This is a genomic window from Massilia rhizosphaerae (assembly GCF_016093545.1).
GTDB classification, from domain to species: domain Bacteria; phylum Pseudomonadota; class Gammaproteobacteria; order Burkholderiales; family Burkholderiaceae_D; genus Telluria; species Telluria rhizosphaerae.
The window spans coordinates 23,934-45,256 of the sequence record NZ_JADKYX010000005.1 but is presented as its reverse complement, the minus strand read 5'-3'; the positions used below and the strand labels follow the sequence as shown (position 1 = coordinate 45,256).

At 69.7% G+C, this 21,323-nt stretch carries 19 protein-coding genes; 8 read left to right on the top strand and 11 right to left on the bottom strand.

Annotated elements, in window-relative coordinates; translation table 11 throughout:
- Nucleotides 1-19: 19 nt before the first annotated feature.
- From lldD to ISF28_RS10020, 7 genes are read right to left on the bottom strand one after another with little or no spacing between them, the layout of a single operon-like run.
- Nucleotides 20-1,150 (bottom strand): FMN-dependent L-lactate dehydrogenase LldD, encoded by a 1,131-nt coding sequence (gene lldD, locus ISF28_RS10050; RefSeq protein ID WP_198117042.1) that lies wholly within the window; start codon nucleotides 1,148-1,150, stop codon nucleotides 20-22.
- A gap of 9 nt (nucleotides 1,151-1,159) precedes the next feature.
- Entirely contained in the window at nucleotides 1,160-1,924 is a 765-nt protein-coding gene (locus ISF28_RS10045; RefSeq protein WP_198117041.1) for an SDR family NAD(P)-dependent oxidoreductase, read from the bottom strand.
- A complete protein-coding gene (gene fucP / locus ISF28_RS10040) occupies nucleotides 1,917-3,221 on the bottom strand; it encodes an L-fucose:H+ symporter permease (protein ID WP_229518983.1) in 1,305 nt (434 codons plus the stop codon). Before fucP ends, ISF28_RS10045 begins: the two co-directional genes overlap by 8 nt.
- A gap of 54 nt (nucleotides 3,222-3,275) precedes the next feature.
- Entirely contained in the window at nucleotides 3,276-4,142 is an 867-nt protein-coding gene (locus ISF28_RS10035) for a fumarylacetoacetate hydrolase family protein (protein WP_198117040.1), read from the bottom strand.
- A 31-nt stretch (nucleotides 4,143-4,173) separates the two neighbouring features.
- The gene (locus tag ISF28_RS10030; protein WP_198117039.1) at nucleotides 4,174-5,184 is read right to left on the bottom strand and encodes an aldo/keto reductase; all 1,011 of its coding nucleotides are present in this window, start codon (nucleotides 5,182-5,184) and stop codon (nucleotides 4,174-4,176) included.
- A gap of 1 nt (nucleotide 5,185) precedes the next feature.
- Nucleotides 5,186-6,406 carry a UxaA family hydrolase gene (locus ISF28_RS10025; protein WP_198117038.1) on the bottom strand — a complete coding sequence of 407 codons (1,221 nt, stop codon included), beginning with the start codon at nucleotides 6,404-6,406 and terminating at the stop codon, nucleotides 5,186-5,188.
- Nucleotides 6,403-6,741, bottom strand: coding sequence for a UxaA family hydrolase (locus ISF28_RS10020; RefSeq protein WP_198117037.1), 339 nt, complete (start codon nucleotides 6,739-6,741; stop codon nucleotides 6,403-6,405). Before ISF28_RS10020 ends, ISF28_RS10025 begins: the two co-directional genes overlap by 4 nt.
- 207 nt (nucleotides 6,742-6,948) lie before the next feature.
- Between ISF28_RS10020 and ISF28_RS10015 the strand changes: the two genes are divergently transcribed.
- Complete coding sequence (locus ISF28_RS10015) at nucleotides 6,949-9,774, top strand: ligand-binding sensor domain-containing diguanylate cyclase (protein WP_198117036.1); 2,826 nt, start codon at nucleotides 6,949-6,951, stop codon at nucleotides 9,772-9,774.
- Here ISF28_RS10015 and ISF28_RS10010 read toward each other — a convergent pair.
- On the bottom strand, nucleotides 9,762-10,658 hold the full coding sequence (locus ISF28_RS10010; protein WP_198117035.1) for a LysR substrate-binding domain-containing protein: 897 nt from the start codon (nucleotides 10,656-10,658) through the stop codon (nucleotides 9,762-9,764). The two genes, ISF28_RS10015 and ISF28_RS10010, sit on opposite strands and share 13 nt — an antisense overlap.
- Before the next feature lie 95 nt (nucleotides 10,659-10,753).
- Between ISF28_RS10010 and ISF28_RS10005 the strand changes: the two genes are divergently transcribed.
- Nucleotides 10,754-11,965, top strand: a complete 1,212-nt coding sequence (locus ISF28_RS10005; protein WP_198117034.1) for an MFS transporter — start codon at nucleotides 10,754-10,756, stop codon at nucleotides 11,963-11,965.
- A 13-nt stretch (nucleotides 11,966-11,978) separates the two neighbouring features.
- On the opposite strand, the gene hemN is transcribed toward ISF28_RS10005, so the two are convergent.
- Both hemN and ISF28_RS09995 read right to left on the bottom strand, forming a co-directional pair.
- Entirely contained in the window at nucleotides 11,979-13,340 is a 1,362-nt protein-coding gene (hemN, locus tag ISF28_RS10000; protein WP_198117033.1) for an oxygen-independent coproporphyrinogen III oxidase, read from the bottom strand.
- 6 nt (nucleotides 13,341-13,346) lie between these two features.
- Entirely contained in the window at nucleotides 13,347-14,534 is a 1,188-nt protein-coding gene (locus tag ISF28_RS09995; RefSeq protein WP_198117032.1) for an NnrS family protein, read from the bottom strand.
- Between the two features lie 262 nt (nucleotides 14,535-14,796).
- Here ISF28_RS09995 and ISF28_RS09990 point away from each other — a divergent pair, with 262 nt between their 5' ends.
- From ISF28_RS09990 to ISF28_RS09975, 4 genes are read left to right on the top strand one after another with little or no spacing between them, the layout of a single operon-like run.
- On the top strand, nucleotides 14,797-17,103 hold the full coding sequence (locus ISF28_RS09990; protein WP_198117031.1) for a nitric-oxide reductase large subunit: 2,307 nt from the start codon (nucleotides 14,797-14,799) through the stop codon (nucleotides 17,101-17,103).
- A gap of 22 nt (nucleotides 17,104-17,125) precedes the next feature.
- Nucleotides 17,126-17,530 carry an RrF2 family transcriptional regulator gene (locus ISF28_RS09985; RefSeq protein WP_198117030.1) on the top strand — a complete coding sequence of 135 codons (405 nt, stop codon included), beginning with the start codon at nucleotides 17,126-17,128 and terminating at the stop codon, nucleotides 17,528-17,530.
- Complete coding sequence (locus ISF28_RS09980; RefSeq protein ID WP_198117029.1) at nucleotides 17,527-17,742, top strand: DUF2249 domain-containing protein; 216 nt, start codon at nucleotides 17,527-17,529, stop codon at nucleotides 17,740-17,742. Before ISF28_RS09985 ends, ISF28_RS09980 begins: the two co-directional genes overlap by 4 nt.
- Nucleotides 17,742-19,019 carry a hypothetical protein gene (locus tag ISF28_RS09975; protein ID WP_198117028.1) on the top strand — a complete coding sequence of 426 codons (1,278 nt, stop codon included), beginning with the start codon at nucleotides 17,742-17,744 and terminating at the stop codon, nucleotides 19,017-19,019. The genes ISF28_RS09980 and ISF28_RS09975 overlap by 1 nt, the downstream gene beginning before the upstream one ends.
- Here the strand turns inward: ISF28_RS09975 and ISF28_RS09970 are convergent.
- Nucleotides 19,007-19,714, bottom strand: a complete 708-nt coding sequence (locus ISF28_RS09970) for a Crp/Fnr family transcriptional regulator (RefSeq protein WP_198117027.1) — start codon at nucleotides 19,712-19,714, stop codon at nucleotides 19,007-19,009. The genes ISF28_RS09975 and ISF28_RS09970 overlap by 13 nt on opposite strands.
- Nucleotides 19,715-19,841: 127 nt before the next feature.
- On the opposite strand from ISF28_RS09970, the gene ISF28_RS09965 reads away from it, so the two are divergent.
- Nucleotides 19,842-20,246 carry a ribonucleotide reductase subunit alpha gene (locus tag ISF28_RS09965; protein ID WP_198117026.1) on the top strand — a complete coding sequence of 135 codons (405 nt, stop codon included), beginning with the start codon at nucleotides 19,842-19,844 and terminating at the stop codon, nucleotides 20,244-20,246.
- Between the two features lie 65 nt (nucleotides 20,247-20,311).
- Nucleotides 20,312-21,322 carry a ubiquinone anaerobic biosynthesis protein UbiU gene (gene ubiU, locus ISF28_RS09960; RefSeq protein ID WP_198117025.1) on the top strand — a complete coding sequence of 337 codons (1,011 nt, stop codon included), beginning with the start codon at nucleotides 20,312-20,314 and terminating at the stop codon, nucleotides 21,320-21,322.
- Nucleotide 21,323: the final 1 nt, after the last annotated feature.

Below are 21,323 nucleotides of genomic sequence, written 5' to 3'. Positions count from 1 at the left end.
CACTCCTCCCGGTATTCGCTCAGGCCAGGCAGGACGGGTCGATGTCGCGCACCGACTTCACGCCGGTGAGCACCATGCTGGTCCGGATATCCTTTTCCAGGATCGCGAGCAGGTTGCGCACGCCCGCCGCGCCGCTCGTGGCGAGGGCATACACGAAAGCGCGGCCGATCAGCACGCCGTCCGCGCCCAGTGCCAGCAGGCGCACGACGTCGAGGCCCGTGCGCACGCCGGAATCGGCGAAGATCGTGAGGTCGCCCTTGACCGCCTGGGCGATGGCCGGCAGCGCCTTCGCCGTGGACAGCGCGCCGTCCAGCTGGCGCCCGCCGTGGTTGGACACGATGATGCCGTCCGCGCCGAACGATTTCGCGTCGCGCGCGTCGCCGGCGTCGAGGATGCCCTTGATGATCATGGGCCCCTGCCATTCGTCGCGGATCCACTGCAGGTCGCTCCAGCCGATGCCCGGATCGAAGTTGGCGGCCAGCCAGCCGATGTAGTCCGCGAGCCCCGTCGGATGGCCGCGGTACGTCGAGATGTTGCCCAGGTCGTGAGGCCGGCCGAACAGGCCCACGTCCAGCGCCCAGCGCGGATGCAGCATGGCCTGCAGCACCCGCCGCAGCGGGCCGTGGCGGCCGCTCATGCCGGAGTGGGCGTCGCGGTAGCGCGCGCCGGGCACCGGCATGTCGACGGTGAACACGAGCGTGTTGATGCCCAGCTCGCGCGCGCGCCGCAGGTAGTCGCGCATGAAGCCGCGGTCCTTCAGCACGTACAGCTGGCACCAGATCGGCTGGGACGACTGCGCCACCACTTCGTGCAGCGGGCACACGGACACGGTCGACTGGATGAACGGGATATGCCGTTCCGCCGCCACCCGCGCCGCCTGCACTTCGCCGCGCCGCGCATACATGCCGGCCAGGCCGATCGGGGCCAGTGCCAGCGGCAGATCATGCTTCACGCCGAACCACTCGGCCGACAGGTCCAGCGTTTCCGATCCCTTGAGCACGCGCTGGCGCAGGGCCACGCGCTGCAGGTCGTCGACGTTGGCGCGCAAGGTGGTTTCGGTACCGGAGCCGCCGTCGAGATAGTGGAACAGGAACGGCGGCAGCTTGCGGCGCGCCGCTTCGCGGTAGTCGGTGGCGGAAGAGATGATCATCGGGCGGGCTTATGAGTTCAGGGTGATGAAGCCGCCGTCGATCGGGTAGTCGGTGCCGGTGATGAAGGCCGCCTCGTCGCTGCACAAGTATAACGCCAGCGCGGCCACTTCCGCCGGCTTGGCCATGCGGCCGATGGGCTGGGTCTTCGACAGCTGTTCGAACATCTCCGCCTCGCGGCCCGGATAGTTCCGCGCCAGGAAACCGTCGACGAACGGCGTGTGCACGCGCCCCGGCGAGATCGAATTGCAGCGGATCCCGTCCCCCAGGTAGTCCTTGGCGACCGACAGGGTCATCGCCATCACCGCGCCCTTGGCCGTGGAGTACGCGAAGCGCTCCTTGATGCCGACCCAGGCCGCGACCGACGCCATGTTGACGATGACGCCGCCGCCGTTCGCGCGCAGTTGCGGGATCGCGGCGTGCAGGCAGTTGTAGACGCCCTTCACGTTGACGCTCATGACACGGTCGAAATCCTCTTCGCTCGTGTTGTCCGCCTTGCCGATGTGGGCGATGCCGGCGTTGTTGATCAGGATGCCGACCGGTCCGATCGCCTGCATCAGCGCCTCCACCTGGGCCTGGCGCGACACGTCGCAGGCGTGGGCCGACGCCTGCCCCCCCGCCTCGCGGATCTCGCCGACCACCTGCGCGCACGCGGCTTCGTCCAGGTCGACGACGTGCACGTGCGCGCCCTGCTGCGCGAACAGCATGGCGATCGACTTACCGATCCCGCTACCGGCGCCCGTGATCACGGCCTTCTTGTCCTTCAGTTCAAACACGTTTGGTGACTCCCATGGAAGATGGCGCGGCGGCGCGGGCTTTGCTGCTGTCTTCCGCCAGCGCGGTGCGCGCGAACCACGCGATGACGACGAAGCACGCGAGCGGCACGGCGTAGCCGAACTGCACGTTGTGCGTGACGTCGCTGACGAAGCCGAACACCAGCGGCAGCAAAGCGCCGCCGACGATGGACATGATGATCAGGCCACTGCCCATGTCGGCGTGCTCGCCCGCGCCGGACAGGCCCAGCGAAAAGATGGTGGGGAACATGATCGACATGAAGAACGCGATGCCGATCACGGCCGCGATGCTGACGAGGCCTTGCGCCATCATCGCCACGCCCGCGAGCACGATGCAGATCAGCGCATAGCGCCACAGCAGCCGCGCCGGCGCCACGACGCGCATCAGACCCGTGCCGACGAAGCGGCCGACCATGAACGCCATGCCGCAGCCCCATCCCAGGTAATCGGCGGCCCTCACGGGCGACACGCCCGCCGACCGGGTGGCGTACAGGATGAAGAAGCTGAACACGCAGACCTGCGCGCCCACGTAGAAGAATTGCGCGACGGCGCCGCGGCGGATCGACGGCACCCGCAGGGCTTCGGCGATCGAACCCTTGGCCGCTCCGCTGCCGGCCTTGCTGGACGCCACCTCCGGCAGTTTCAGGAAGTAGAACACGACGGCGATCGCCAGGATGACGAGGCCCAGCACCATGTACGGGCCTTTCACGCTGGCCGCTTCGGCCGCCAGCGCCGCCTGGCGCGCGGCGGCCGGCATGGCGGCCAGCTGCTGGTCGTTCGCGCCGTGCACGAGGATCAGGCGCGCGCCGATGATCGGCGCCAGCGTGGCCGCCAGGCCGTTGAACGACTGCGCCAGGTTGATCCGCTGGGCCGCCCGGCCCGGGTCGCCGAGCAGGGTCACGTACGGATTGGCGGCCGTCTCCAGGATCGTCAGGCCGCACGCGATGGTGAACAGCGCGGCCAGGAACACGATGTATTGCTGCGTGTTCGCGGCCGGGATGAACATCATCGAGCCGGTGGCGAACAGCAGCAGGCCGCAGATGATGGCGGCCTTGTAGCCCGCCCGGTGGATCAGCATGCCGGCCGGCAGCGCCATCACGAAGTACGCGATGAACACGGCCGAATCGACGAGCGCGGACTGCAGCACCGTCAGGCTGAACGACCGCCGCAGGTGCGGGATCAGGATGGGATCGAGGTTATGGACGAATCCCCACATGAAAAACAGCGTGGTGATCATCACGAGGGAAAACCGGTACTGCCGCGTCGAGGGGTCCGTCATGTCTGCAATGTCTCCGTTCCTGTACGTTTTTTTGTAAAGTCGATCAGCCGACGATCAGCCGTCGATCAACGCCTCGTTCCAGGCGTGGACGGTCTGCTCCTGCTCGCCCAGACCGGCGATGCCCAGCCGCATGCGGTCGCCCGGTTCCAGGTAGACCGGATCCGGCTTCTGGCCCAGGCCGACGCCCGGCGGGGTGCCGGTGCTGATCACGTCGCCCGGCTGCAGGGTCATGAAACGGCTGATGTAGCTGACCAGGTGCGCGACCGTGAACACCATCGTGCGCGTATTGCCGGTCTGGTAGCGCTTGCCGTTCACCTCGAGCCACATGTCCAGGTTCTGCGGATCGGGCACTTCGTCGGCCGTCACGAGCCACGGGCCGACGGGGCCGAACGTGTCGCAGCCCTTGCCCTTGTCCCACTGGCCGCCGCGCTCCAGCTGGTACTCGCGCTCGGACAGGTCGTTCACGACGCAGTAGCCGGCCACGTAGTCGAGCGCGCTCGCCTCGTCGACGTAGCGCGCGCGCTTGCCGATCACGACGCCCAGCTCCACTTCCCAGTCGCTCTTGACCGAGCCGCGCGGCAGGACGACGGGATCGTTGCAGCCGATGATGGAACTGGTCGCCTTCATGAACAGCACGGGTTCGGCCGGCACGGCCATGCCCGATTCGGCCGCGTGGTCCGAGTAATTCAGGCCGACGCAAATCAGCTTGCCGATGTCGGCGACGATGGGCGCGTAGCGGACCGGCCCGTCGACGGCGGGCAGGCCGCTTGGGTCGACGTCCGCCAGGCGCGCCAGCGCGCCGGCGGCCAGTTGGGCCGATGTCAGGTCGGGCAGCACGCCGGACAGGTCGCGGATCACGCCGTTCGCGTCCAGCAGACCGGGTTTCTCGGCGCCCTTCGGGCCGAATCGCAGCAATTTCATGGGATTCCTTTGGTACGGTTACATTGAAAGATCATGCCGCCGGGACGGGCGCGGCGGGGTCGAGCAGGCCGGCGTCACGGAGCGCCGCCCACAGCGCGGCCGGCAGCGGCTGGGCGGACCACTGCGCGTTGCGGCGCAGCTGGTCGATATTCTGGGCGCCGGGGATGCACGACACCACGGCCGGATGCGCCACCGGGAACTGCAGCGCGGCCGCCTGCAGCGGCACGCCGAATTCGCGGCAGACCGCGTCGATGGCGCGCACGCGCGCGACCACGTCGGCGGGCGCGTCCTCGTAATTGAATTTGTTCGTGCCGGCCAGGATGCCCGAGTTGAACGGGCCGCCGATGACGATGGCCGTGCCGGCGCGCGCGCAGCGGTCCATCAGGGGCGCGAGCGACGCCTGTTCCAGCAAGGTGTAGCGGCCGGCCAGCAGCACGCAGTCGAGCGCGCACACGTCCAGCGCGTCGGCCACCACTTCCCACTCGTTGACGCCGAGGCCGAACGCCTTGATCGCGCCCTCGTCGCGCAGCCGCATGAGCGCCTTGAAGCCGCCTCCCTCGGTCAGCTGTTGCCAGTAATGCGCGTGCAAGGCGCCGTGGGTGACGCGGCCGATGTCGTGCACGTACAGGATGTCGACGCGGTCCATGCCGAGGCGCTGCAGGCTGTCCTCGTGCGAGCGCAGGATGGCGTCGTACGTGTAGTCGTAGTGCGGGCGGAACGGCAGCGGCGCCGCCCAGCCGCACTCGCCCGGCCGCACGCCGGGGTCGGGCCGCATCAGGCGGCCGACCTTGGTGCTGATCACGTAGGCGTCGCGCGGCCGCGCGCGCAGCGCGGCGCCCAGGCGGTGCTCGGACAGGGTGAAGCCGTAGTACGGCGCGGTGTCGAAATAACGAATGCCGAGATCCCAGGCGGCGTCGACGAGCGCCAGCGCGTCGGACTCGGTCATCGGATCGTACAGGCCGCCCAGCTGCGCGCAGCCCAGGCCCAGGGTCGTGACGGCGAGCGCGCCGCCCGGCAGTTGCCGCGTTTGCGTGACGTCCATGTCAGGCCGCCTTCAACGGCAGGCAGCCCGGCCCGATCGGCTCGAACTGTTTATAAGTGAGGATGAATTCCTGGTGGCCCAGGTCTTCCGATTTCGTGCACGCGCCGTTCGCGACGCCGGCGATCAGCTCCACGATCTCGCGGCCGACGTCCTCGATGCCGGCGTGGCCCGTCAGGATGCGGCCCGCGTTGACATCCATGTCGTCGGCCAGGCGCTCGTACGTGGCCGGGTTCGCGCACACCTTGATGACGGGCGAAATCGCCGACCCCACCACCGAACCGCGTCCCGTCGTGAACAGCGTGACGTGCGCGCCGCATGCGATCAGCTCCACGATCTCGGCGTTGTCCGAGATGTTCGGAAAGCCGAAGCGCGGCTCGCCGTCCGGCACCACGTCCAGCAGGTACAGGCCGCCCGTGGGCGGCACGTCGCCCGGTTTCAGGATGCCGACGATGGGCGACGCGCCGCTCTTGGCGTAGGCGCCCAGCGATTTCTCTTCCAGCGTGGTCAGGCCGCCGTCCGCATTGCCGGGCGCGAAGCTGCCGTGGCCCATGATCGTGTAGTAGCGCGACGCCTTCTCGACCGTCCTGACGATCTCGTCGCCCAGTTCCGGCGTGACGGCGCGGCGCTTCATGTGGAATTCGCAGCCGACCAGCTCACCCGTCTCCTCGAAGATGCAGGCGCTGCCCGCCCCGATCAGCTGGTCGAACGCGGCGCCGACGGCGGGATTGGCCGTGATGCCGCTCGTGCTGTCGGAGCCGCCGCAGATCGTGGCGACGACCAGTTCGTCCATCCGCATCGGCACGCGCTCCTGGCGCGCCAGGTCCTCGACGGCCCACTGCACCCATTCCACGCCGCCCTTCACGCCGGCGCGCGTGCCGCCCACGTCCTGGATCGTGACCGTGTGCACGGGGCGCCCGCTGTCCGCGACCGCCTGCGCCACGCCGTTCTTGTCGAAGCTCTCGCAGCCGAGCGACACGAGCAGCGCCGCGCCCACGTTCGGGTGGGTCAGCACGCGGCGCATGATGGTGTCGGCGTATTCGTTCGGATAACAGCCCGGGAAGCCGATCAGGTGCACCGGCTGGCCGGGAAACGCATTGACGATCAGGCGCGCCACGTGGTGCGCGCACTCGACGAGGTAGGCGACGACGACGACGTTGCGGATACCCTTGCGCCCGTCCGCGCGCGGATAACCCGTCAGGGCGAATTCGGTGGAGGTGGTCATGGTGCTTTGCTTCCGATGAAATGGTGGCCGTCCTGCTCCAGCGTGTAGGTCGGAATGTAGTCGCTTTCCAGGTTGTGCGTGTGGATGTGCGCGCCGATGGCGATGGGCACCGTGGCCGTGCCGATGATCGCGCCGTAGCGCAGCACCTTGTCGCCGGGCGCCAGGTCGCGGCGCGCGACCTTGTGGCCGAGGCGCACGTCCCCGGGCAGGGTCACGGTGCGGCCGTCGATGGCGACGACGGCGCCGGCCTTGAGGTCGACGCGGGCGATGAGGCAGTTGTCCTCGCGCGACATGAGCAGCAGGCTGCCGGCCTGCGCTGGGGTGGTGCTGGGCATGACGATCCTTTTGCAAAGACTTGGAATACAGTGACGCAATTGTATTCTATAAATTGAAAACATACGATAGTTGGTTGCGCTGCACCGCAGCATATAAGACGAGCAATTATGGTTTCCATTGTGCAATAATAAAAAGGAACGCCATTTCGATCTTCCCACATGAATCCTACGCCGGCTCATCGTCTTTCGGCGCTTGTCCTTGCCTGTTTGGTAACGCAAGCGTCGGCCCAACAGTTATCACTGAAGCACTTCGGCCAGGACGAAGGCCTGGGCAACCTGGCCGTCACGGCGCTGGCGCAGGACGCCGCGGGCTACCTCTGGGCCGGCACGGAAAACGGTCTGTTCCGTTTCAACGGCGCCGCATTCCGCCGCTTCGGCGCGGCACAGGGCCTGGCGGACCCCGACGTCACGGCGGTGTTCGGCAGCCGCGACGCGGGCATGTGGGTCGGCACGCGCGAGAATTTCTACCGCATCGATGGCGGGCGCCTGACGCCGATCCTGTACGAGGGCAAGCCGATCGCGGTCTGGCCGGGCCAGGTCAACGCCGAGTCGGCGGACCGGGACGTGCTCCTCGTCACGGAAGGCCGCCTGCTGGCGATCGCGCGCCGGGGCGCCGCCACCCGCGTCCGCAGTTACTTCAGCGCCGCGCAGATGCGTGACCGGCCGGAGCTTGCACACATCGGCAGCATCCATGCCGACGCCGACGGCAGCCTGTGGATGGCCTGCAAGCGCTCGCTGTGCAACGTGGACCGCGGCCGTGTCGCCGTCCTCGGGCACGACGCCGGCCTGCCGCCGGATACCTGGACCAGCATCGTCCGCGACGCCGCGGGCACGCTGTGGATCCGCAGCAGGACGCGCGTGTTCGCCATGCCGGCGGGCGCGCACCGTTTCGAGGAACGCACGCCGGGCCCGGTCCGCAAGCACGTGCTGCGCACCGAATTGCTCGTGGACGCGGACGGCCGGGTGCTCACCAATACCGATGCGGGCGTCGCGCGCTGGCAAGGGGGAACGTGGGAATCGTTCGGCAACGAGCAGGGCCTGCGGCCCGGCGGCGGCGTCACCGCCATCCTGCGGGACAGCGAACACGGCATCTGGCTCGGAACCATGGGCCAGGGCCTGGTGCATTGGCTCGGTTACGGCAACTGGGAGAACTGGACGTCGGCCCAGGGCCTGCCCGACGACGTCGTCATCTCCGTACTGCGCGACCGCCACGGGATCCTGCACGTCGGCACCCGCGCCGGCCATGCCTGGCAGGCGCCGGGAGAGCGCCGGTTCCACGCCGACGCCGGGCCGGCGTCCTTCGACGGCCACCAGTGGGTGAGCATGGTCGTCGACGCGCACGACCGTCTCTGGGCCGGCACGTATTCCGGCCTGCTGCTGCGCCGCGCCCGGGAGCAAGGACAGGCGACGTTGATCGCGCGGCAGCCGCTGATCCGCCAGATCCTGGCCGACCGCGGGCGCATCTGGATGGCGACCGCGAGGGGCGTGCGCGTCCTGCCCGACACGGCGCCCGCCGGCGCACAACCGGAGACGGCGCGCGTGCCCGCCGCCTGGAGGCGGGCGGAAGATCAGGTGGTCGATGGCTGTGCGGACCGGGACGATCAACTGTGGTTCGCGAGCCTGACAAACCTGCTGCACTTCGACGGCAAGACCTGGGAAGCCTTGCCGTTCGGCGCGGCATTGCGGGACCGCGAGATCCAGGCCCTGGCTTGCGCGCGCGACGGCACGCTGCTGGCGAGCACGTACGAGGGCTTGTGGCGGCTGCATGTCCGCGGCGTCCCCGTGGCCGAACGCATCGATGCGCCGGTGCTGCGCAACCGCGCCGTCCAGACCATCTATGTGGACACCCGCGGCTGGATCTGGGCGGGCCTGGACGTGGGCGTCGCCGTATGGAATGGCAGCCGCTGGCGCCTGGTGAGCCAGACCCACGGCCTGGTCTGGAACGATGCGAACGGGCGCGGCGCCTACGAGGACCGCGACGGCTCGATGTGGCTCATCACCAGCAACGGCCTGTCGCACGTCCTGCATCCCGACCGCCTGTTCGAACGCGCCGTCCGCAAGCCGGTGATCGAGGCGGCGCTGCGCGGCGGCCGCGCCGTGTCCGCGGGCGCCGCGGCCTTGCCGTGGACGCCGGACCCGCTGGTATTCCGCCTCGCCAACCTGCAATACGAAGACCGCCAGGGATTCCACTACCGCTTCCGCCTGCTCGGCGTCGACGATGGGTGGAACGAGACGCTGCAGCCGGAAGTGCGCTACCCGGCCCTGCCGGGCGGCGACTACCGGTTCCAGCTCATCGCCGTCGACAACGAGACCGGGGAACAATCGGCGCCGGCCGAACTGGCCTTCTCGATCACGCCGCCCTGGTGGCGCAGCGACCCGTTCTACGGGGCGTGCGCCGCCGCCACGCTGGCGGCGTTCTTCGCGTTCCACCGCTTCCGCCTGCGGGCCTCCAGGCGGCGCGAAGCGAAGCTGGCGGCGCTGGTGCGGGACCGGACGCGCGAGCTGGAACAATCGCGCGAGGAGATGCGCATCCGGGCATTGAAGGATGCGCTGACCGGCTGCTGGAACCGCGGCGCGACGATGGAGATCATCGAGCGCGAGATCGGGAAGTGCGAACGCTCCGGCGACGGCCTGGTGCTCGTGCTGCTGGACCTGGACTTCTTCAAGCGCGTCAACGACACGCACGGCCACCTGGCCGGCGACGCGGTGCTCGTCGAGGTGGCGCGCCGCCTCAGGTCGGCCGTGCGGCCCTACGACGCGGTCGGACGCTACGGCGGCGAGGAATTCATCATGGTCCTGCCCGGCCTGAAGCTGCCGGCCGACTCGGGCCGGATCGACGCGTTGCGCGAGATCGTGCGGGCCGAACCGGTCGACATCGGGGACGGGAAGACGCTGGCCGTCACCGCCAGCTTCGGGGTCGTGAGCTTCGCGCCCGGCGCGGCGCGTGACACGGCCGGCCTGGTCGGCCGCGCCGACGCGGCGCTGTACCGGTCGAAGAACGAGGGACGCGACCGGATCAGCTACGCGGACTGAGACGCCGCCTGCGCGATGGCGACGAACGCGTCGACCAGCGGGCCGCCGCCGTCCGCATGGCGCGCGAGCAGCATCGACGTCGTGGCCGCCGGATCGGCCAGCGGACGATACACGACGCCTTCCATGTGGATCCCTTCGAAGGAGCTGGGCAGCACGGAGATGCCGCAGCCCGCGCCGACGAGGCCGATGATGGTGGACGGCTCGCCGGCCTCCATCGCGATGTCCGGCGCGAAGCCGGCGGCGCGGCACATGTCGAAGATCTGATGGTAGATGCCGGTGCCCGCGCCCTTCGGGAACACGACGAACGCCTGGCCCGCCAGATCCTTCACGGCGATGGTCTTCTTGCGCGCGAGCGGACTGTCCGCCGGCAGCACGAGCCGCAGCGGATCGTGGCGCAGCAGGGTCACCGCAACCGTGTCCGGCAGCGGCATGGGCCCCGGCCGCACGAAGCCCACGTCCAGCTCGCGCGCCTCGATCTTCGCCAGTTGCGGCTTCGTCGCGATTTCGTGGAAGGTCAGCAGCACGCCGGGATACTGCTGGCGGTAGCGCCGCACGACCTGGGCGAACAGCGGCGTGAACGGCGTCGAGAACGTGAACCCCACGCGCAGCTCGCCCGCCTCGCCCAGGTGGGCCCGGCGCGCCGTCTCCTTGGCCTGTTCGGACAGCGCCAGCATGCGCCGCGCGTCCGCCAGGAACAGCCGGCCCGCTTCCGTCAGCAGGACGCGCCGCTTGTTGCGTTCGAACAGCCGGGCGCCGATCTCGTGTTCCAGCGCCTGGATCTGCTGGCTCAGCGGCGGCTGGCCGATGTGCAGCCGCGCGGCCGCGCGCGTGAAACTCAGCTCTTCCGCGACGGCCACGAAGTAACGCAGGTGCCTGAGTTCCATGTTATCTGTTTAAGCGATAAGTAACGCCACAAATATATATTGGACAGTCAGTTCCGGCAATCCTAGGATGGGACGTCGTTCATCCCGGATTCGCCATGTTCCGCCGCACCTCGTCCGTTCCCGCCCATCGCCGCACCAACCGCGCGCTGTTCTTCGGCGGCTTTTCCTGCTTCGCCCTGCTGTACTGCGTGCAGCCGCTAATGCCCCTGCTGGCCCGCGATTTCGCCTTGAGCCCGGCCCAGAGCAGCCTGTCGCTGTCGCTCGCGACGGGCGCGCTGGCCGTCTCGCTGCTGGTCTCGTCCGTGCTGTCTGACCGGCTGGGCCGCAAGACCATGATGGTCGTGGCGCTCGTCGTCGCCGCCGTCATGACGGTGCTGGCGGCGTGCGCGCGCGACTATGCCGAGCTGCTGGCGGCGCGCACGCTGCTGGGCTTCGCGCTGGGCGGCATGCCGGCCGTGGCGATGGCCTATCTCGGCGAAGAGATCGAGCCGGCGTCGCTCGGCGTGTCGATGGGCCTCTACATCAGCGGCAACGCATTCGGTGGCATGGTCGGACGCCTGCTGGCGGCCATCCTGTCCGATTTCCTGTCCTGGCGGGCGGCGCTGGGCGCGATGGGTGTCGCGGGCCTCTTGGGGGCGTGGGAATTCTGGCGCAGCCTGCCGCCGTCGCGCAACTTCCGGCCGTCCTCGGGCGGCATGGCGGCCACGTTGCACGGCCTGCGGCGCCACTTCGGCGACGCCGGCCTGCCCTGGCTGTTCGCCCTATCGTTCCTGCTGATGGGCTGCTTCGTCAGCGCCTACAACTTCATCGGCTTCCGCCTGCTCGGCGCGCCGTTCGGGCTGCGCCAGAGCGTCGTCGGCGGCATTTCCCTGCTCTACCTGCTGGGGATCTTCAGCTCGGTGTGGGCCGGCCGCCGCGCCGACCGGCTGGGCCGCCGCCACGTGCTGTGGACCGTCATGGGCACGATGCTGGCGGGCCTGCTGCTGACGCTCGCGCACAACCTCGCCGTCATCGTGGCCGGCATGGCCGTCTTCACGTTCGGCTTCTTCGCCTCGCATTCGATCGCCAGCAGCTGGGTGGGCCGGCGCGCCCGCACGCAGCAGGCGCTGGCGTCGGCGCTGTACTTGTGTTTCTACTACCTCGGCTCCAGCCTCGTCGGCTGGCTGTGCGGGGTGTTGTGGGCGCACGGCGGCTGGGGCGGCGTCGTGGCGCTGCTGGGCGCCTTCCTCGGCGCCGCCCTGTGGATCGGGCTGCGCCTGCGCCGGCTGGCGCCCGTCGCGTCCGCGCCCGCGCCGGCGCCGGCGTGACGCGCGGTCCGCGTCACACGGTCCGCGAATAGCGCAGCCGCTGCAGCGGCACCTCGGCCGGCTTGCCCACGTAGTCGTCGAACACCATGCAGATGTTGCGGATCAGGAGGCGCCCTTTCGGGCCGACTTCCAGGCGCTCCGGCGTCAGCGTGAGCAACCCGTCCCGTTCCATCTCCGCCAGGCGGGCCAGCTCGGGCGCGAAGCGGTCCCCCAGCGTGGACAGGTCGAGCGCGAAGTCGCACATCAGGCGCTGGATGATCTCGCGCCGCCTCAGGTCGTCGGCGGACAGCGCGAGGCCGCGTGCGATCGGCAGCTCGCCGCAGTCGATGCGCGTGTAATACGGTTCGAGCGACTTCTCGTTCTGCGCATAGGTCCCGTTGACGGCGCTGATGGCCGACACGCCGCACGCCACCATGTCGATGTCCGCGTGCGTCGAATAGCCCTGGAAGTTGCGGTGCAGCGTGCCGTCGCGCTGGGCGCGGGCCAGTTCGTCGTCCGGCTTCGCGAAATGGTCCATGCCGATGTAGACGTAGCCGGCCGCGCCCAGGCGTTCGATGCACAGGCCCAGCATGGCGAGCTTGGTCGCGGCGTCCGGCAGGTCGGCGTCGCGAATCAGCTTCTGCGACTTGAACAGCTGCGGCATGTGCGCGTAGTTGTAGACGGAGATGCGGTCCGGCGCCGCGGCGACGACCTTGTCGAGCGTGGCCGCCATCGTGGCCGTGTTCTGCAGCGGCAGGCCGTAGATCAGGTCGATGCTGATGGAGCGGAAGCCGGCGGCGCGCGCGGCGGCGATCGCGTCGACCGTCAGCGCTTCCGGCTGGATGCGGTTGACGGCGCGCTGCACGTCCTCGTCGAAGTCCTGCACGCCGAGCGACAGGCGGTTGAAGCCCTGGCGCCGCAGCGTGCGGATGCGCTCTGCGTCGACGGTGCGCGGATCGATCTCGATCGAATACTCGCCCACGTCGTCCGGCGCGAACGCGAAGCGGCTGCGCAGCATGCCCAGCAGGTCGCCCATCTGCGCGTCGTCGAGATAGGTCGGGGTGCCGCCGCCGAAGTGCAGCTGCTCGACGACGGCGCCGTCCGCGAACAGGCGCGCCTGCATGTCGATCTCGCGCATCAGGTAGCCCAGGTACCTGGCCGCCTTGCTCCGGTCGTGCGTGATGATCTTGTTGCACGCGCAGTAGTAGCACAGCGATTCGCAGAACGGGATGTGCACGTACAGCGACAACGGCTTGCCCGGCCGCGCGGCGGCCGCGAAGTCGGCCGCGCCGAACGACGGCGTGAAACGGTCGGCCGTCGGGTACGACGTGTAACGGGGCCCGTTGCGGCTCATGCGGGCGATGAGGTCGGGATCGAATTCGATGGTGGGATGCATGGCGGTTTATCCTTCGCGGCCGTCGGCGCGCGCGGCCGACAGATAGGGCACGTAGACGGCCAGGTAGGTGAGGAAGGCGGCGCTCCAGCACACGGTGGCAAGCGCCAGGCCGGCCGTACGCCACGCCGGCAGCACGGCGGCGCAAAAGCGCAGCACGACGGCCGCCTGCACGAGCGCGAACATCCAGCATTCGGCGCGTCCCGCCTTGAGCGGACGGCCCGTGTGGCCCAGCGCCGTGCGGGTGATCATGCCCATGACGAGGCCGGCCAGCGCGCCGACCGTCAGCACGTGCAGCGCGGCGCTGCCGGAGACGACGCCGTACTGCGCCAGCGCCAGCAGAAGGAAGCCGAACGGGATCCACGCGTACGACACGTGCAGGATCCACAGCAGCGGGTTGCGCCACGTGCGCCACGGCTGCCAGCCGATCAGGCGCACGGCCTGGCCCACGGCCGCGAACAGCGCGAGGCTGGCCGTCAGCGGCGCCGGCAGGCCGGCCGCCCAGGCCAGGCCGGCCAGCACGGTCAGCGCCAGCGCCCACTTGTCGCGGCGCTCGTTCTGCACGGGCTGCGTGCCGGGCGCGCCATTGCGGGTAAACATCGGGATCACGCGGCCGCCGATCACGGTTTCGATCACGACGACGAGCAGGATCGCGAAGTGCACGGGCCGCAGCGGGTCGAGCGAGATGTAGCCCAGCGCGGCCGCGTGAAAGCACAGGTTGGCCAGCGTGAGCAGGCCGAGCAGGCCGACGAGGAACATGTTGCGCCGGTTGCCGGCGCGCTTGAACACGCTATACAGCGGGTACGCGGCGACCGGCAGGAACGCGGCGTCGACGAGCGCCGCGACGACGGGCGGCGCGGCCAGCATGGCCACCCTGCCCGCCAGCCAGACGCCGGCGATCGCGGCGAGCGCCGGGCCGCGCGGCGTCCACAGCTTGGTCCAGTTATAGCCGGCCGTGTACAGGAAGCCGACGACGACGGCCAGCGCGAACCCGAACACCATTTCATGCATATGCCACAGCATGTCGATGCGCGCCGGCAGCCCCAGTCCCGCCTGCGCCGCGATCCACAGCGGCACGGCCAGCGCGGCGAACGCCGCGGCCAGCAGGTAGAACGGACGGAACCCGAGCGAGAACAGGGGCGCGCCGCGCCCCTGCCCCGGCGCGGGACGGGCTTCTTCGATGGACATGAGTGCCATGCTGGCCTCCTTTAAAGTGGTATTTCAGTCGCATATTAAGCGGCCACCCCGTGCCCGGCAATCGGCCAAAGTGACTAGCCTGCGCCTAGCCCACGCTGCCGATATCGCCTTTGCGCGACCTTTCCTAAACTGGGTCAAGGATTTCAAATAAAGCTGCATTTCATATGCAACTAATAGCCGAAATCCTCGCACAATGCGAACAAGCGCACGGTTTCGCGACCCACTGCGCCGCCGCTCAACTACCAGAAAAGGAAAACAAGCCATGCACGCAACACGCAAACTATGGACTTGGCTGGCGGTCATCTGTGTACTCTCCTTTGCCACACTGCTGTTGGTGGGCAAGGAGATCTACCTGAAGGCGCCACCCATCCCCGCACGCATCGTCGACAACCAGGGCCACGTCCTCTACACGGGCGACCAGCTCAAGCGGGGGCAGCAGGCCTGGCTGTCCGCCGGCGGCCAGCAACTGGGCACCGTCTGGGGCCACGGCAGCTACGTCGCCCCCGACTGGTCGGCCGACTGGCTGCACCGCGAAGCCCTCGCGCTGCAGGACCAACTGGCCCGGCGCGACGACGGCCAGCCGTACGCCGCGCTCGACGCCGGCAAGCGCGGCGCCATCGACGCCCTCGTCAAGGAAACCCTGCGCCGCAACACGTACGACGCCGGCACCGATACGCTGACGCTCGGCGCCGAACGCAGCGCGGCCGTCCAGGCCGTGGCGGCGCACTATGCCGGGCTGTTCGGCAACGATCCGAAGCTCGACAAGCTGCGCGGCCAGTACGCCATGACACCGGGCGCCCTGCCCAACGGCGACGACCGCCTTGCACTGACCGGGTTCTTCTTCTGGTCGGCCTGGGCCGCCGCCACCGACCGTCCGGGCCAAGCGGGCCTGTCGTACACGAGCAACTGGCCGCACGAGCCCCTCGTCGGCAACACCCCCACGGCCGGCACCGGCATCTGGTCGATCGCCAGCATCATCGGCATGATCGGCGCCATCGCCGGCATGATCCTGTTCCACTCGGCCCAGCCCGAGGAAGGCGACCCGACACCGCCGAAGGACGACCCGCTGTTCAAGCTGAAACCCACGCCGTCGATGAAGGCCACGCGCAAGTACTTCGCCGTCGTCGTCGCGCTGATCCTGGCCCAGGTGGGCATGGGCGTCATCACGGCCCACTACTCGGTCGAAGGCACCAGCTTCTTCGGCATCCCGCTCGCCAACATCCTGCCGTACACCATCAGCCGCACCGTCCACACCCAGTTCGCCGTGCTGTGGATCGCCACCGCGTGGCTGGCCACGGGCCTGTACATCGCGCCCGCCATCTCCGGCCACGAACCGAAATTCCAGGCGCTCGGCGTGCACGTGCTGTTCTACGCGCTGCTGTTCATCGTCGCCGGCTCGACCGCCTGCGGCTGGCTCGGCACCCTGCAGCACCGCGGCGTCGACTTCAGCTTCTGGCTCGGCAACCAGGGCCTCGAATTCACCAGCATGGGCCGCATCTGGCAATACCTGCTGTTCGTCGGCCTGCTGTTCTGGGCCTTCCTGCTGGGTCGCGGCCTCTGGCCCGCGCTGCGCAAACCGTCCGAGAGCCGCGGCCTGATCGCCATGGTGTTCCTGTCGGCCGTCTGCATCGGCGGCTTCTACGCCACCTCGCTGACCTGGGACCAGCACACTCACTACGCGATCATCGAATACTGGAGGTGGTGGCTGGTGCACCTGTGGGTCGAAGGCTTCTTCGAAGTGTTCGCCACGGCCGTCATCGCCCTGCTGTTCACCCGCCTGGGCCTGATCCGCGCCGCCAGCGCCAACACCGCCATCGTGCTCGAGACCATCGTGTTCCTGTTCGGCGGCATCCTGGGCACCCTGCACCACCTGTACTTCACCGGCACGCCGACGTCCGTGATCGCGATCGGCGCCATGTTCTCGGCGCTGGAAGTGGTGCCGCTGTCGATGATCGGCATGGAGGCATACCGCAACTACCACCGCTCGAAGGCCGCGCCGTGGGTGGCGAGCTACCGCTGGTCGATCCTGTGCTTCATCGCCGTGGGCTTCTGGAACGTGGTCGGCGCCGGCCTGCTGGGCTTCTCGATCAACACTCCGATCGCGCTGTACTACATGCAGGGCCTGAACATGACGGCCGCCCACGGCCACGCCGCCCTGTTCGGCGTGTACGGCATGCTGGGCGTGGGCCTGATGCTGTTCTGCCTGCGCGGCCTGACCGACCGCCTGGCCTGGTCCGACGCCCTGCTCAAGCCCATGTTCTGGCTGCTGAACATCGGCCTGGCGATGATGGTGTTCATGGCCCTCGTCCCGGCCGGCATCTACCAGGCCGCCGCCAGCATCTCGAAAGGCATGTGGTACGCCCGCTCGCCGGAAGTGATCCACTCGGCGTTCATGGAAAACATGGTGTGGCTGCGCGTGCCGGGCGATGTCGTGTTCGCGCTGGGCACCTTGTTCCTCGCCCTGTTCGTGGTGCGCTTGATGCGCCGGCCGGCCCGTCCGGTCGAGGCGCCGATCGAGATCGCCGGCCGGCCCGCCGCCCGGGCGGTCCGCACGTCCACCAAGGCTTGAGAACACGCGCGCGGGAGCGATCATGCGTCTGACCGAACACACCGATTACGCCCTGCGCGTGCTGTTGTACCTGGGCGCCAACGGGGGCCGCCTCGCCACCACCGGCGAAGTGGCCGCCCTGCACGGCATCTCGCACCACCACCTGACGAAGATCGTCAACCAACTCGGACACGCGGGCTTCGTCGAGACCGTGCGCGGGCGCAGCGGCGGCATCCGCCTCGCCCGCGCGCCCGCCGACATCTCGGTGGGCGACGTGGTGCGCCGTACCGAGCCCGATTTCCACGTCGTCGCCTGCCTGGACGGCCGCGCGCGCGCCTGTCCGCTGGCGCCGGCCTGCGCGCTGAAGGGCGCGCTGTGCCGCGCGACGGCCCGTTTCCTTGAGTCGCTGGACGGCATCCCGCTGTCCAGCCTCCTCGCACAATCATGAATACCATACTCGACCTGCGCGACCTGCCCGCCCCGCAACCGCTGGAGCGGATACTCGACGCGCTCGACGGCCTGGCCGACGGCGCCGAACTGTGCGTGCTGCTGGCGCGCGAGCCCCATCCGCTGTACGGCATCCTCGCGCACGACGGCTACCGCTGGCGCAGCACCTGGCGCGACGACGGCTGCCTCGTGACCATCGCGCGCAACGCCTGATGCGGCGCGCCCTCGACCACGGCCGCGCGCCTCCGCCCGCGGTGCCGCTCGTGTTCCTGCTCGCCGCGCCGTGGTTCGGCGTGGCGGCGGGCCTGCTCGCGGCCTGGCACGGCGGCGCCGTGTTCGCGTCGCGCTGGAACCCGCCTCTGCTCGCCGCCGTCCACCTCGTCACGCTGGGGTTCCTCACGATGACGATGGCGGGCGCGCTGCTGCAGATGCTGCCGGCGGTGGCCGGCCTGCCGCTGCGGGCGGCGGGACTCGCTTCCGTCTGGAGCTGTCCGCTGCTCGGCGCCGGCGCGGCGCTGCTGGCCACCGCCTTCCTGACCGGCCTCGGGCCGCTGTTCGCGGCGGCCGTCGTGCTGCTCGCGGGCGCGTTCGCCCTGCTGCTCGCCTGCCTGCTGCCCACGCTGTGGCAGCGCGGCAGGCGCGCCGCGCCGGCCGTCGCCCACATCGCCGGCGGCATGCGCGGCGCCGTCGTCGCGCTGCTGGGCTGCGCCGGCGCCGGGCTGGCGCTGGCGTCGTGGCGCGCGGGCGGCCCGGCCGTCCCGGTCCTGCGCCTCGTCGACAGCCATGCGGCGCTGGGCCTGGCCGGCTGGGTGGCCGCGCTCGTGATGGCCGTGTCGTTCCAGGTGATCCCGATGTTCCAGGCGACCGATCCGTTTCCCGCCGCCGGCGAGCGCCGCGGCGTGGCCCTGCTGCTGCTCGCGCTGGCCGGCTGGCTCGCGGGCCGCTGGCTGGACGCCGGCTGGCGCACCGCGTTCGCGCTGGCCGGCGCCGCCGTGCTCACGATCTGGGCGGCCCTGGCCGCCTCCCTGCTGTTGCGGCGCGCACGCACGCGGTCGGCGACCGGCACGGGCTACTGGCTGCTGGCCCTCGCATCGTCGGTGGCCGCGGCCTGGCTGTTCGCGTGGCCGGGCGATGCGTCCGACGCGCGCGCCGCGGCACTGGGCGTGTGCTTCCTGGTGGGCTTCGCCATGTCGGCCGTGAACGGCATGCTGTACCGGATCGTGCCCTTCCTCCTGTGGCACCACCTGCGCGAACGCGCGCCGGCGCATGCGCGGGTGCCGAAAATGACGGAACTGGCGGGCCCGCAGCGCCTGCGCGCGCAATGCCGCTGGCATGGGGCGGGCGTCGCGGCGGCGCTGGGCGCCTGCTGGTACGCACCGCTGGCGCCAAGCGCCGGCGTGCTGCTCGCGGCGGCCTGCCTGCGCCTCGGGCTCGACCTGGCCGCGCCCGTGCTGCGCCACAGGGCGTGGCTGCGCCGTCAGCCCTCGTAGGCGCGCAGGGCGGCCGCGTCGAGGATCTCGATCTCGCGGCCGTCCACCCGGACGAGTTCACGCCGGACGAGATCGTGCAGCACGCGCGAAAAATATTCGGGGGTGATGTTCAGGCGCGACGCGACGAGGCGTTTGCTGACCCCGAGCCGCACCGTCGCGCCGGACGGGGGCGCCTCCTTGAGCAGGTAGTCGACGACGCGCTGGCCGCCCGTGTGCAGGGTGTACGCCTCCACGTCCGCCACGAGGCCATGCAGGCGCCGGCTCATCCCGGCCAGCATACGGCGGGCGAATGCGGGACTGCGTTCCAGCTCGGCGAAGATGGCGTCCTTGGCGACGTGCAGCAGCAGGCAGTCCTCCAGCGCCGTCGCCGTCACGAAGTACGGCTTGTCCATGAACATGACGGCCTCGCCGAAGCTCTTGCCCGGCCCGAGGATCTCGATGACTTTCTCCTGGCCCTGGGGCGACACGAACGCCAGCTTGACCTGGCCGTACAGGATCGAATGGAAGCCCAGGCACGGGTCGCCGCGCCGGATCACGGTGCGGCCGCGGTCGACGTGGCGTTCGGTGGCCGCCGCGCCGACGGCGCGCAACTCGTCCTCGCCGAGGTCGGAAAACAACGGCAGGCGGCGCAGGAAGGCGCAGGGGTCGATGGTGGGCACGCTCGCTCCAGTGACGAAATGTCGGGATACCACCATTGTCGCAACGTTGGGCCGCCCGCGGCATCCTCCGGAATGACTAGGCGCGGTCCTCCATCGTGCCGACTGCCGCGCGCGCAATGGGCTCCTACAATGATCTCATCTTCCTTTCCGCTCTGGACACCCCATGCAACTCGCCGATTTTGCCGATTTCCTCGCCGCCGCCCGCGCCCGGCCCGAGCCGCAGCGCCTGCTGTTCGTGTTCGCCGTGGCCGAACTGCCGCAAACGCACACGCCCGGCCAGGCGCAGCGCTTCCGCGACGGCCGCGGCGGCGCGCTGGCGCCCGTGATGTGCGTCGACAAGGGGCCGGACGACCTCACCGGCTTCGCCGCGCTCGCGCAGGAGTCGCGCGCGACGGGCCAGCCGTGGGACATGGTGTTCGTCGCGGCGCTGGCGGGCGAACATGGCGCCGCGCCGCAGCCGGCCGGCATCGAACGGGCCTTGCGGACGATGGTCGACGCCGTGCACCGCGGCGCGGTCGAGCGCTTTCTCGCGTTCGACGCGCAAGGCGACGTCATGCGATTTGCTTGAACCGGTTTAAGGCGGCGCGCACGCACCGCCGCTAACCTCATCGGGTTACCGCTCACACGCTTCCCATGACCTCCCACTCCCTCGACCTCGTTTGTCCCGCCGGCAGCCTGCCGGCCCTCAAGGCGGCCGTCGACCACGGCGCCGACTGCGTCTACCTGGGCTTTCGCGACGCCACCAACGCCCGCAACTTCGCCGGCCTGAATTTCTCCGAAGACGCCATCGCCGAAGGCATCCGCTACGCCCACGCGCGCGGCCGCCAGGTCTTCCTCGCGCTGAACACCTACCCGCAACCCGGGGCCGGCGACCTGTGGCAGCGCGCGCTGGACCGCGCCGCGACGCACGGCATCGACGCCGTCATCCTCGCCGACCCCGGCCTGATGGAATATGCGGCGCGGGTGCACCCGCAGATGCGGCTGCACCTGTCGGTACAGGGTTCGGCCACCAACATCGACGCCATCGCCTTCTACCACCGCCACTTCGGCATCGCGCGCGCCGTGCTGCCGCGGGTGCTGTCGCTGGCCCAGGTCGAACAGGTGATCGCCAACACACCCGTCGAGATCGAGGTGTTCGGCTTCGGCAGCCTGTGCGTGATGGCCGAGGGCCGCTGCCAGCTGTCGTCGTACGCCACCGGCGAGTCACCCAATACACATGGCGTGTGCTCGCCGGCGAAGGCGGTGCGCTGGCAGCGCACGCCGCGCGCCCTGGAAGCGCGCCTGTACGACGTCCTCATCGACCGCTACGCCGACGGCGAGCAGGCCGGCTACCCCACCCTGTGCAAGGGCCGCTTCGACGTGGACGGCGAAACGTATTACGCGATTGAGGAACCGGCGAGCCTGAACACGCTCGAGATCCTGCCCAAGCTGGCGCAAGCCGGCGCGCGCGCCATCAAGATCGAGGGCCGCCAGCGCAGTCCAGCCTACGTCGCCCAGGTGACGCGGGTGTGGCGCGCCGCCATCGACGCCTGCCTGGCCGAAGACCAGCGCTACGCCGTCCGGCGCGACTGGATGGCGGCGCTCGACAACGTGGCCGAGGGCTGCCAGCACACGCTCGGCGCCTACCACCGTCCCTGGAAATGAA

Bases quoted from the DNA above. Each gene is read 5' to 3' on its own strand.
- lldD (WP_198117042.1), bottom strand. From the start codon at position 1,150: ATGATCATCTCTTCCGCCACCGACTACCGCGAAGCGGCGCGCCGCAAG.
- fucP (WP_229518983.1), bottom strand. From the start codon at position 3,221: ATGACGGACCCCTCGACGCGGCAGTACCGGTTTTCCCTCGTGATGATC.
- ISF28_RS10035 (WP_198117040.1), bottom strand. From the start codon at position 4,142: ATGAAATTGCTGCGATTCGGCCCGAAGGGCGCCGAGAAACCCGGTCTG.
- ISF28_RS10030 (WP_198117039.1), bottom strand. From the start codon at position 5,184: ATGGACGTCACGCAAACGCGGCAACTGCCGGGCGGCGCGCTCGCCGTC.
- ISF28_RS10025 (WP_198117038.1), bottom strand. From the start codon at position 6,406: ATGACCACCTCCACCGAATTCGCCCTGACGGGTTATCCGCGCGCGGAC.
- ISF28_RS10020 (WP_198117037.1), bottom strand. From the start codon at position 6,741: ATGCCCAGCACCACCCCAGCGCAGGCCGGCAGCCTGCTGCTCATGTCG.
- ISF28_RS10010 (WP_198117035.1), bottom strand. From the start codon at position 10,658: ATGGAACTCAGGCACCTGCGTTACTTCGTGGCCGTCGCGGAAGAGCTG.
- ISF28_RS10005 (WP_198117034.1), top strand. From the start codon at position 10,754: ATGTTCCGCCGCACCTCGTCCGTTCCCGCCCATCGCCGCACCAACCGC.
- hemN (WP_198117033.1), bottom strand. From the start codon at position 13,340: ATGCATCCCACCATCGAATTCGATCCCGACCTCATCGCCCGCATGAGC.
- ISF28_RS09995 (WP_198117032.1), bottom strand. From the start codon at position 14,534: ATGGCACTCATGTCCATCGAAGAAGCCCGTCCCGCGCCGGGGCAGGGG.
- ISF28_RS09990 (WP_198117031.1), top strand. From the start codon at position 14,797: ATGCACGCAACACGCAAACTATGGACTTGGCTGGCGGTCATCTGTGTA.
- ISF28_RS09985 (WP_198117030.1), top strand. From the start codon at position 17,126: ATGCGTCTGACCGAACACACCGATTACGCCCTGCGCGTGCTGTTGTAC.
- ISF28_RS09980 (WP_198117029.1), top strand. From the start codon at position 17,527: ATGAATACCATACTCGACCTGCGCGACCTGCCCGCCCCGCAACCGCTG.
- ISF28_RS09975 (WP_198117028.1), top strand. From the start codon at position 17,742: ATGCGGCGCGCCCTCGACCACGGCCGCGCGCCTCCGCCCGCGGTGCCG.
- ISF28_RS09970 (WP_198117027.1), bottom strand. From the start codon at position 19,714: ATGGTGGTATCCCGACATTTCGTCACTGGAGCGAGCGTGCCCACCATC.
- ISF28_RS09965 (WP_198117026.1), top strand. From the start codon at position 19,842: ATGCAACTCGCCGATTTTGCCGATTTCCTCGCCGCCGCCCGCGCCCGG.
- ubiU (WP_198117025.1), top strand. From the start codon at position 20,312: ATGACCTCCCACTCCCTCGACCTCGTTTGTCCCGCCGGCAGCCTGCCG.